Here is a 10,635-nt window from a genome sequence, read left to right on the forward strand (position 1 = left end):
TCTGAACTAACACTCTTTATGGTCACTGAACACTTTTAAAAAATAAGTGGTTTAAAGCCTTGCTGTGTAAGGATAATCGCTTACTGAACTTTGAAAATCGCTAATTTTTTTAACCCTCGAAAAGTGCCCATATTTCCCTAGTATCTTGAAAAATCGCTTCCTTACATATGCATCATCATTATGTACCCGTAACATAAGCCGTGTAAGCGTTCCAGCCAGTGTGTAGTCTCAATCGCTACCCTGCGATTATAGAAGCGATCGGCTTTGTGTAAGGCTTTCAGTAATCTGACTATATCTGTAATTTATGTCCAGGGTAATAACCGTTCCCTGGTCTGAAATAATCGTGTCTGTTGTAACTTACCTGAGTACGTACAATATTATAGCGATCGTTTATCTAAATTAGTAATAAATACTCATGACAAGTATCTAACTAGCAGTTATATTATAAATATGGCTAAGAACTTAATACCCCAGTTTGGTTTACGAATTCCACCAAAACTCAGACAAGAGCTTGAGGAATTCTGTAAAAACAAAGAAAAAACCTTAACTCAGGTCATTCTTGACGCAATCCGGTTCTATCTAGACAACCACTAACTCTAAAGGATTCAAAATCATGAAGATTTACAAGGCTTATCTATTTAATGGCATCGTTTCATTTGAAAAAGTTGAAGGTTCTATTGAAGTAGAACTTTCTGAAAATATTAGCCAAGCTGTTTATAAAGCTTGGGAAAACGAACAAATTCTTGAAGTAATGGCTGAAGAATCAAATGAAGAAGATAATGGGCAATGGTGGGAATCATAATCAGTTCCTTGGTCAATCAATTTCTATCTAGACAACCACTAACTCTAAAGGATTCAAAACAATGTCGAAACAATCAGAAAAAGACAACATCCCTAAACAATGCCAAACATGTGATTATCACTATGACAACCCCAGAGATTATGCTAAATGTGCAGTCTTACGAGACACACAATCCGATTTTGAACCTTGTGATGTAAGACAACCTAAAAAACAATCATGATTTACAAAAGCACTCTAGACCTAGATAAAGGTGGTGAAATCCAGATTAATTACATCGAAGCTCAAACACCAGAGGAAGCTTTACAACTTCAGCTAGAATGGCTTGATGATGATGATGTTTATGATTGGAAATCTTGTATAATTTCACATCACATTGAAATTGTAGAAAAGCTTCCAGAAAACCATCGTTATCGGCAAGATACTCTAGAAGTTTATGGAATTTACGCTCATTAACACAAACAGTTAATTTTGTCAAGTAGTTTAAGGAAATCTTAATATGTTAATCAAAACTAGAGGTTCTTTTCATTAGCTCAGTTACCAAAGAGCTAAAACATGAACAAATCTTTCAATAAATTTGCTAACTTAGGTTCCATACACGTTCGTTTTTATTGGGATATTACACGATTTAAAAACGCTTGTGTTACGGGAACAACCAAAAGACAAATGAAGCGTTTAGCGGCACAAGCAAACCGTAGATACATCAAGCAAATTACCCTGGATGAATTCAAAGATTTAATCTAAATCAAAAAGTCACTTTTTAAATTCTTCGGATAAATTGAAACTATCCGAAGAATTTTTATTTTACAGAACATTTATAATAGCTTTATATTTTTCATATACATAAACGATATAATATAGATGTAAACTTATCATCTATATATGGATATCATTCTCTGTATTTTCACATTAGGTTTAGCTTGTCCTAGCGACAACCAACCAAATCAAGTACAAAAACAACAAGTTCAGCAAGTGCAAAAACAACCTCAAGACGTTCCTGAACCAGTAACAATTTTAGGAAGTTTAGTGGCTGCTGGTATTGGTTATCAGATTAAGAAGAATCAAAAACCTGTGTAATTATGATATTATAAAAATGCATCTACTGATAATCCACTTAACTTACAGTTTTATAAATCCCCGGAAAATATCCAGGGATTTTTTGTTATATTTAAAAAGTGACTTTTTAAAATTTTAAGGTTATGGAAAACTTTAAAGATACTGCCCAGGAAATTAAAACTAGTTTGGATTCAAAATCTAAAGCGATCGCTTTGATATCTGATACTGTCGAGAACGAATTGAATAATATTGTTGTTCAGGAACTAGAATTAATTGATAAAATTACAAGTTCTGAAACAGTTCTAGATGATATTAAAACTAGATTGACCAGGGTAAAACAATCAAAGTCGAATTTGATAAATTATTGGCAACATGTACAAGACAGAAACACAACATTTTATTTAATTTGTTTCTTTACCCTGGTCACAAGTGCTATTTTATTTCCTTTATTTACTCAAGTGGATTCAAATAATTACCAAAATTATTTAAAAAAATCTTGTAATAATAGTGAAACCAAAATCAATCTTTGTTATAATATGTCTGACACTTACAAAAATGATTGAGGTTATTTTATGAAATTTAAAAATCATGTTGCCCAACACGGTAAAACTCTGTCTAGAAAGCTTTCTCAAAATTATGGTGACATGTTTGGATTGATGGAACAGGCTTTAGACACCAGTAATCCTGAAGCACAGTTACAAGCTTGTCAACAGCTTGGACAGATGAATTTAGAGGCACAAACTTATAATGATTTAGCACCACAATTAAAAGCAGCAATTCTTAATCAAATTACAGCAACAACTCAATATAATTTAGATCAAGCAGAAATTCTCAAGGCTGCTGGTAAAGGTTCAACACAAATTGAAAAAGCTCAGTCATCTATCAAGTTAGCCAATAGTCAATATTTACATAGTCGTTCTGAAAACGCTATTGACTTTCATCACGCTAAATTGCTCGAACATCAACGACATAATTTAGAAATGTCTTATATCAAGCTACAAGGCATGATTAAACAATCGATGCAAAATGTTGATGGGCAGGCAAAACTTATTAACACGGTAAACCAGGTAAGCATCAAACAAATTCAAGAAGATAGAAATTACCAAAAAGCGGTTGTTTCACACTTGTTAACCAATGGTGATCAGTCAAGACCGGAATATATAATCAAAAAAGATTACACACCAGCTTCTAGAGGTGTTATAGGCTTTTTACAAAGTATTGGAGAACGTTTAGGATTGTTTGTGTAAATCTTACAATTTTTGTAAACTAGATAAATCAAAAAGTGACTTTTTAAATCCCTGGATAACAATTAGGGATTTTTTATTAAACTTGTTGACATTTATAATATTATTAGTTAGTATATATTTGTCGGACAAAAAACAAGGATTAAAGAAATGACAGAAGTAATAAAAGACATGAACAATTTGTTAACATCTATGGAAAATTCTTGTAATTCAAAAGAAAAAAATGGATTATCAATTTATTCTTTGCTTAGAAGCTTTCAGAAATTTTTTATTTTAAATCAACAAAATTATAAAGTTGATGAAATTCACAAAACAACTCTTTTAATTTTAGGTGTTGCTGGTGAAGCTGGTGAAGTTTTATCTATTTTGAAAATCAAAGATAAAACTGATAAAGACACACATAATTTAGGTTTAGAATTATGTGATGTTTTAGCTTATTTAGCTATATTGGCTTATGATGAGAAATTCACTTTTGCTAATATATATAATGGATTCCCGGAAAATCTTAATCTAGATTTGTCAGAAAATGTTTTTAACCTTTGTGAACTTTATAAAAAATCAATTCTTTTTAACATTGATATTGATCCTGAAAAGTTTTTTGAAATCTCTGTTAACATTATTCAATCTATCTTTTTGATAGCTGTTGAAAATGATATTGATTTGTTTAAGTCTATGTTTTTTTGTTGCGAAAAGAATATGAAACGTGTTATTAAAAACACTTTACAAACACAAGAGAGAAACGATTGATTTAATTCAAAAAGTGACTTTTTAAATCCCTGGATAACAACTAGGGATTTTTTATTGTCTAAATTTTTACTATAATGTTAAAATATGTCAGACAAGAAAAAACCTTTAAAATAATAAGCATACTTTAAAGGTTTTTAAATAGCAATCTCTAGTGTGTAAAGGAATTATATCATGTTTAATATTCAAGAAAATGAAAATCAAGAACAAAATTTGGAGTTTACCAGGGAAAACCAGGAACATTTAGCAAGACTTGAGCAAGATTATCTGAAAGAGTTGAATAGACAAGAATTTGTTAAATCTTGGTTAGAAATGGTTATGTTTAATTCTATGAATGTGTTCATAACGCTTTGGTTGATTCACGTTGGTTCTACACTGTTCTTAGCTGTTCTTGGAGGCTTTACAATTGGATCAGTACCAGCTATGAAAGCGATCGCTGACAATTTCAATATATCTAAGGACAGTGAATCTATGAATTTCAGTGTTAACGGGAAACTTATTAATGGTTTGATTAAATTGATATTAGCAGGAACATTAACATTTGTTGCTACAAGCGAGATTCGTAATATTTTAAAAATTGCTGATGTCAGTGCTACTGCTTATGAGCAAGATAAACAAGATTATGAAAGGGATAAAAGACAAGGAATTAACCCTGATTTAAAATTTATAATTTTAACAGGTTGTGGTGCTGCTGCTGGTGTTATGGGTTATAAATTTTTAAAGGATCTTATGGATTAACTAAAAAGTCACTTTTTAAAATGTCTGACACTTGTTATAATAGTTGTCAGACATTTTTGTATAATATTACCTGGACAACATGAACCCGCTTAAACAGATCAAGAAACAAAGAGATAACACAGCAAAATTAGCATTCTGTTTTGCTGGCATCAGTATTGTATCGATGTATACTAGTATGTCAGATGTTAAATATGATACTGTAGATTTTTGCTTTATCCCAGAAGTTTTACACAGTACACCAAGATCTGAATTCTGTAAAAATGGTCAGGACATATTTAGGACTAGCCCTAAGTTTTTGTTGAAAAAGGATGAGTTGAAACCTAACCCAGAATTTGTTACAGGGAATGATAAATTTTTGATTCCGGCAACTGGTAGACACATTGTAAATTTTAATAAAGCAACTAACCCAAATTACCTTTTTTATGCTATAGCGGCTGTAGGACTTTCAACAGTTTCTTACGGACTTTACAGCCTGACATCAACCAGATACAAGCGAGAATTCCCTGAACTATTTGAACAATACAAAACTGAAACTCTTGAAGCTCAGTTAATCGGTTTGCAGTCTCGCGAAACAACCAAGTATAGAACCGTTCTAGAAACTCAGTACATCCAAGAAAATATTGAAAGTGAATTTCAAAGTTTGAGAATGATGGACATGTCCGATGAGCAAAAACTAGCTTATCAGGAATATTTACAGGAACAATCTAGAAAGCAAAAACTTATCGAGAATTCTAGTTTTGATTTAGATTTAGCACGGTTAAAAGCTGAAAAATTTAAGCATGATTTAGAGTCAAAAACTAGTGAAAAGAAAATGGAACGTTTGGATCAACGTGGTTATGAACCGAATTTAGAAAAGTCTGGCAACGGTTCAGATGGTTCTAGCAACAGTTCGGATAATTTTGATAATCAAAACGATTCTGTCCAGGGTAGTAACTTTGATGTTGCTAAATCTGAGCAAGACACTAGAGACATGATTAAGAGTCTTGTAAAGTCTGATGGTTCAACAGTGATTATTGGACAACAAGGTAGTGGTAAAAGTTCATTCGTTAAAGAGTATTTGAGGCAATTAAAGGACACTTACACAGAGTTTGATGCCAGAGTATTCAGCGTAAAAAATGACAGCTACGAAGGTTTAAGAGAACAAGATTGTTGCTATAGATTTATAGGTGATGACAAAATCCAAGAAGCACAAGAATTTTTTAACGATATCAAAACTGAATATGAGCGTAGATTGTCCCTGGATGAAGATCGACGCAATAATCTTAAACCTTTTATCGTGTTACTCGATGATTGGATCAGTTCTGCGATCGCTCTCGATGAAGCTGATGTTCAATATTCACAATTGTTATTAGACATTTTAATTATTGGGCGGGAGTACAACGTCAAATTTGTCGCAATATTACACAGTTTAAACCTGAAAGCCATAGGCATTAAAGAGTTAGATCAAAGCACTAGGTCATGTTTAAATCTTGTGTTACTTGGCAACAAATATATTAAAGATAACCGAGAAATGGAAAGCTATAAAGTTATCGAGACCGCTTTAAATCTTCCTCAAGCAGTACCTGATAAGAAAGACCGGGATAATTTACGCGAACAGTATAAAAATTACAAAGTTGTTTCACAAAGATTGAAACAGCCCGTTGTGTTTGCTTATCTTGGTCATTACTATCTTGGTATTGTTCCGAAATTTTAAGCAAACAGAAAAACGCTGTACCTGGACTGAACCATTAAAGTTATCCGAGACATTACAGATTGTTACAAGTACTTGACAAACTTTTTATAATACCCATAGCTAGAAAGTGACTTTTCAAAGGTAGACAATTCTATGAATTGTTTGTATACTTGAAAAGTCACTTTTATTTAATCGATATGAATTACCCAGAATTAAGCCAAGAAGCTATAGATCATTTAATATTTGCTGGCTGCAATCCAGAATTATACAGATTTGGTGAAATTTGTAAGAACAATCATGAATTCCGAGATTCTGGTTACTCCATCAGATATAAAAACGGTAATAATTGTTATGAATGTAATAAAACTAGAAAATGTAAAGATCATGTGAAACAGAAAAAAGAATCGGTTTTTGGTAAATTTACACCTTTGACTAAATCGGCTATCAACTTTTTAAAAGCTAGTGGTAAAAATTCCGATGATTTTAGATTTGGTACTATCTGTCCGAATAATCATGAATTTGAAAATTCTGGTTATTCTATCAGATATAAAATATCAAAAAGATGTATTTTTTGCGCAATAAATTACCGTTTAGAAAATGAAGAAAAAATCAAAAAGCAACAAAAAATAATATACCAACAAGTGACCAGGGAAAAACTAGGAATTCAGCGAGAATACAAAAATGCTGAATTAAGTCAAGAGGCTACAGATTTTTTAATTGAACTTCGTAGAAAACCGGAATTATACGCTTTTGGTTCTATTTGTAGCAATGGACATGAATTCCAAGATTCTGGTTATTCTATCAGATTGATTAAAAATCGTAACTGTTTGTTTTGTCAATCTGATAATTTTAAAAAATATAAGCTTAAATACTCTTGACAAATTTTTTATAATATGCATCAAACATAATATGACTAAGATTTTAAAAAGTCACTTTTTAAGTATTGACAAACTTAGAAATGTCTGACATATTATAGAAAGTTCTGAAAACAGGAAAAATTTTATGGTAATTAAATCAACACAATCATCTCAATATTCTGATAATCCTCAAATACCAGAAGCTATTATCAATATTGAAATTAAAGAAAAAGGTTTCACGAGTGATGGACAACCGATTAAAGATATCACTTGCCAGTTTAAAGGATGGGTAAAAGGTAAGTAATTTTATGGCATCTGGCAAAACTCACGATAAATCAATATTTCTATCATTACCAGGGTTTTGGGCTATAGGCTCATACTATTCCCTGGACATGATAACACTAGCAACATTTTCAGGGTTCTATCTATTTTCAGGGTTATATTTAAGTCCTGATTTAGATATGAAAAAATCTAGACCTTCTCAAAAATGGTCGATTCTAAAGTTTTATTGGATACCGTATAGAGCGTTATTTAAACACAAGGGTAACTTTTTTAATCGGAACTTTTATACACATTTTCCGATTATCGGAAGTTTGATTAGATTCTGTTACTTGTTGTTTATTCCCGGTCTATTATTGGTTTACAACGATTTTCAAAATCTTGAAACTGTTCTGAAATATTCTATGATTCTCTATGTTGCAATGGAACTTTCAGCACTGGTACATTTAATTTTCGATATCATTTACACAAAAAGGAGTTGAATTTATGGAAATCACAAAAAAAGATTTTGATTGTTTTGAAAAAATTCGTGTTTCTGGTAAAACAAATATGTACAATTTGGCAGGTGTTACGGCGTTATCTGATGGAATTTTGAATCACGACAAAATAAAAGAAATAATCGGAAATTACGATAAATATGCCAATATTTTTAAAAAATAAATAAAATTGACATAAAACTAAAAAACCCTTAGTAATTTTAAGTTACTAAGGGTTTTTTATTGTCTAGATAGATTTAATTAAGCAGGTTGAGCTAGAGCCGCAGTAGCCTCTGTGACTAGTGCTTTTATCTCGTTACTAAGTTGAACCGCTTTTTCACTGGAAACTTGATCGCTAGATAACAATTCTTGAATCTGTGTGTCTTTTTGAAGTGCTTGATCAGTTAGCTGAGCGATTTTATTACTGTCATCAGCCTTAGTTGCAATGAGTTGTCTGACCAAGGAAGCTAGAGCAACAATCTGATCTGCTAACTGATTTAAAACGTCTGTAGTAGCCATAATTTAAACCTAGGTTTATTGTAAATTTACAATACTTATATTATACCATGACTATAATATAAGCTTATATATCTAAAGTAATATATAATTTCAAATTATTTAATTTTAAAAAGTCACTTTTTGATTTTAAAACCCTTGACATTATATTTTGTCCGACATATTATAGATATATGGAACGGTTCAGACCGTGATCAACTACCTAATTAACTCTAAATAACCTTAATTAACCATAATTAACATGATTAACTACATAACTAAAGCTGCAACAGCCAGAATTCTAAATATTAAAGCTAAAGATGTTGCCGAAATACGTGTAGTTAAAGGTAAAGTTTTGGCACGCTATAAAATAAATAGAGGTAACTGCTGTACATTTATAAGCTTTAAAACCTATCAACAAGATTTTTATAGTTTTCGTATTAACGCGCATTTAACAGAAAGTTATGAAGTTTTAAACATGGCTGATGTTAATGATTTAGATTCAATTCGAGCATTTGTAAAATTTGAATCTAGCCATGATACACATTTAGTTGAAATTTATCAAACCGATTACACATGTAGTTGCACAGATTTCCAAAATCAAAAACAATATGGATTGCCTTTCCCTGGTAAAAAAGTTTGTAGACATCTATTACCAGTTGCCAAACATTTTGGGTTTAACTCGTTTTCTGAACTAATCAAAAACAATAAATCTTTTGCTAAAGCAGCTTAAAATTATGAATAATCATTCATTACTTGGAAATCACAAACCATCACAAGAGTACTACACACCAGGGTATATCTGGAATAAAGTTTACTCAACTTTTGACACTAAAGACATTTTCGATCCTTGCCCTATCAAAGGTGTTAACGGTTTAGAAATATCTTGGAAACATAATTTTGTGTATACCAATCCACCGACACCTGCTAAACTTTGGGCTATCAAAGCGATCGCTACTATTCAAGAACATAAACACGTTTCAATTATTTTTGCCGCTTTTAGCGAGTCTGTGTTATTTCAAGTTCCTGAATTGCTGACATATCCTACTGTAATTGTAAGAAATAGAATACCCTGGATAGATGGGAAAACTATGGAACCTGGTAAAAGTCCCCGTAATTACAACGCGTTTATGTGTTTATCAAATAAATCTAGTGTTATTACCAGGTTTAAAGATAATTTTCAAGACTTAGGTTTTGTTGGAAAAATGGTAAAAATTTAAAAAGTGACTTTTTAAACCAGAAAATATATAATACAAATATCAGAAATTTTTAAAAACCATGTCAACAGTTACCTTAACCGATAGAGAGATCCTAGTTTCCAGATTTTTACCAAATAACGATGAACAGTTAAAAGAATTTAAATTAACCAGGGAATTTAAGTCACGGTTAAAGAAATTCGTTGGAATGTATCTGTATTTGGAAAAGTCCATACCTAGGAATGATCTAGTTCTATTGACTAATTTTGAAATTCCTGATATAACATTAGAAAGCGTGTATAACACTGCTAATTACCCAATAGTAACTAACAGTGTTATTAAAAAGATGTTCCCTAATAAAAAACTAAACAACAAAAAGGATATTATGGAAATTACAGACGCAATGGAGCAAAAAATACAGAAAGAACTAGAACGGCTAGAAGTCAAACATGAAGCTAAAAGACGTTTTGAAGAAAGAAAAGCTGCCGAATCTAAAAGATTAGCACATGAAAAAGTTGCTAAACGTTATGAAGCTAAACGTCAAACCCTGGATAAAACTGAAGAATTAGCCAAAAAATATAATTTGATTTTAAGAGTCACAAATTATTTTGGAAATTATCAACACAGAGATAATATTCACAAGGTTGATGTCTGCTACCTTGTAGCTGATCAAGAAATTAGAATCGGTGTTTTAGCTTGGTGTTTTGCTAGAAACATCTGGACATATTATTTTAATGATGTTCCTATGACCGATGAATTTGAAAAACCAGGAACAACAGAAGAAATTATGTTAAAATTCTTTAACAAAATCAGAAAATATGAAAACCCTGATTTTGTTGTAGATGAATCAGTTGCTTGTTAACCTATCGGACAATCTAAAACAATTTTGAAATTACGCGCTAAATTTGGTAGTTCAGCGCGTTTTTTCACATTTAAAATTTTAAATAACTGTGCTTTGTTATAAGTAATAGTGTATCCAGGTAATTTTAATTCTTGACCAATCTGTCTATCAGTTTTACCCTGGTAAAGTCTATAAAAAATTTGAAATCTTCTTGAATCAAGTTTGATTACTGGCATAT

General features: G+C 31.3%; 18 protein-coding genes. 16 read left to right on the plus strand and 2 right to left on the minus strand.

Annotation, left to right across the window (positions count from 1 at the left end):
* Positions 1-613: 613 nt before the first annotated feature.
* The 13 genes from AACU32_RS02550 (at position 614) to AACU32_RS02605 (ending at position 8,049) form a co-directional block, all read left to right on the plus strand.
* Positions 614-802 carry a hypothetical protein gene (locus AACU32_RS02550; protein WP_096597560.1) on the plus strand — a complete coding sequence of 63 codons (189 nt, stop codon included), beginning with the start codon at positions 614-616 and terminating at the stop codon, positions 800-802.
* Between the two features lie 216 nt (positions 803-1,018).
* Positions 1,019-1,255, plus strand: a complete 237-nt coding sequence (locus tag AACU32_RS02555) for a hypothetical protein (protein ID WP_096597562.1) — start codon at positions 1,019-1,021, stop codon at positions 1,253-1,255.
* Between the two features lie 99 nt (positions 1,256-1,354).
* Complete coding sequence (locus tag AACU32_RS02560; RefSeq protein ID WP_096597564.1) at positions 1,355-1,543, plus strand: hypothetical protein; 189 nt, start codon at positions 1,355-1,357, stop codon at positions 1,541-1,543.
* A gap of 138 nt (positions 1,544-1,681) precedes the next feature.
* On the plus strand, positions 1,682-1,876 hold the full coding sequence (locus AACU32_RS02565) for a PEP-CTERM sorting domain-containing protein (RefSeq protein WP_096597566.1): 195 nt from the start codon (positions 1,682-1,684) through the stop codon (positions 1,874-1,876).
* Between the two features lie 122 nt (positions 1,877-1,998).
* The gene (locus tag AACU32_RS02570) at positions 1,999-2,418 is read left to right on the plus strand and encodes a hypothetical protein (RefSeq protein WP_096597568.1); all 420 of its coding nucleotides are present in this window, start codon (positions 1,999-2,001) and stop codon (positions 2,416-2,418) included.
* Between the two features lie 9 nt (positions 2,419-2,427).
* Positions 2,428-3,102, plus strand: coding sequence for a hypothetical protein (locus AACU32_RS02575; RefSeq protein ID WP_096597570.1), 675 nt, complete (start codon positions 2,428-2,430; stop codon positions 3,100-3,102).
* Positions 3,103-3,249: 147 nt separating this feature from the next.
* Complete coding sequence (locus AACU32_RS02580) at positions 3,250-3,846, plus strand: hypothetical protein (RefSeq protein WP_096597572.1); 597 nt, start codon at positions 3,250-3,252, stop codon at positions 3,844-3,846.
* Positions 3,847-4,017: 171 nt separating this feature from the next.
* Positions 4,018-4,581, plus strand: coding sequence for a hypothetical protein (locus AACU32_RS02585; RefSeq protein ID WP_096597574.1), 564 nt, complete (start codon positions 4,018-4,020; stop codon positions 4,579-4,581).
* A gap of 79 nt (positions 4,582-4,660) precedes the next feature.
* Positions 4,661-6,274 carry an ATPase/DNA packaging protein gene (locus AACU32_RS02590; protein WP_096597576.1) on the plus strand — a complete coding sequence of 538 codons (1,614 nt, stop codon included), beginning with the start codon at positions 4,661-4,663 and terminating at the stop codon, positions 6,272-6,274.
* Between the two features lie 176 nt (positions 6,275-6,450).
* On the plus strand, positions 6,451-7,131 hold the full coding sequence (locus AACU32_RS02595) for a hypothetical protein (RefSeq protein ID WP_096597578.1): 681 nt from the start codon (positions 6,451-6,453) through the stop codon (positions 7,129-7,131).
* Positions 7,132-7,255: 124 nt separating this feature from the next.
* On the plus strand, positions 7,256-7,414 hold the full coding sequence (locus AACU32_RS02600; protein WP_339377440.1) for a hypothetical protein: 159 nt from the start codon (positions 7,256-7,258) through the stop codon (positions 7,412-7,414).
* A gap of 4 nt (positions 7,415-7,418) precedes the next feature.
* Positions 7,419-7,871, plus strand: a complete 453-nt coding sequence (locus AACU32_RS40625) for a DUF2227 family putative metal-binding protein (RefSeq protein WP_096597580.1) — start codon at positions 7,419-7,421, stop codon at positions 7,869-7,871.
* 4 nt (positions 7,872-7,875) lie between these two features.
* Positions 7,876-8,049 carry a hypothetical protein gene (locus AACU32_RS02605; protein ID WP_339377441.1) on the plus strand — a complete coding sequence of 58 codons (174 nt, stop codon included), beginning with the start codon at positions 7,876-7,878 and terminating at the stop codon, positions 8,047-8,049.
* A gap of 77 nt (positions 8,050-8,126) precedes the next feature.
* Here the strand turns inward: AACU32_RS02605 and AACU32_RS02610 are convergent, their stop codons facing one another.
* A complete protein-coding gene (locus tag AACU32_RS02610; RefSeq protein WP_096597582.1) occupies positions 8,127-8,384 on the minus strand; it encodes a hypothetical protein in 258 nt (85 codons plus the stop codon).
* Between the two features lie 238 nt (positions 8,385-8,622).
* Here AACU32_RS02610 and AACU32_RS02615 point away from each other — a divergent pair, with 238 nt between their 5' ends.
* From AACU32_RS02615 to AACU32_RS02625, 3 genes are read left to right on the plus strand one after another with little or no spacing between them, the layout of a single operon-like run.
* Positions 8,623-9,093 carry a hypothetical protein gene (locus AACU32_RS02615; protein WP_096597584.1) on the plus strand — a complete coding sequence of 157 codons (471 nt, stop codon included), beginning with the start codon at positions 8,623-8,625 and terminating at the stop codon, positions 9,091-9,093.
* A gap of 4 nt (positions 9,094-9,097) precedes the next feature.
* Entirely contained in the window at positions 9,098-9,580 is a 483-nt protein-coding gene (locus AACU32_RS02620) for a hypothetical protein (protein WP_096597586.1), read from the plus strand.
* Between the two features lie 58 nt (positions 9,581-9,638).
* On the plus strand, positions 9,639-10,418 hold the full coding sequence (locus tag AACU32_RS02625; protein ID WP_096597588.1) for a hypothetical protein: 780 nt from the start codon (positions 9,639-9,641) through the stop codon (positions 10,416-10,418).
* Here the strand turns inward: AACU32_RS02625 and AACU32_RS02630 are convergent.
* Positions 10,415-10,633 (minus strand): LuxR C-terminal-related transcriptional regulator, encoded by a 219-nt coding sequence (locus AACU32_RS02630; RefSeq protein WP_096597590.1) that lies wholly within the window; start codon positions 10,631-10,633, stop codon positions 10,415-10,417. The two genes, AACU32_RS02625 and AACU32_RS02630, sit on opposite strands and share 4 nt — an antisense overlap.
* Between the last annotated feature and the right edge of the window lie 2 nt (positions 10,634-10,635).

The organism is Calothrix sp. NIES-2100 (genome assembly GCF_963875285.1).
In the GTDB taxonomy this organism is placed as follows: Bacteria; Cyanobacteriota; Cyanobacteriia; order Cyanobacteriales; family Nostocaceae; genus Aulosira.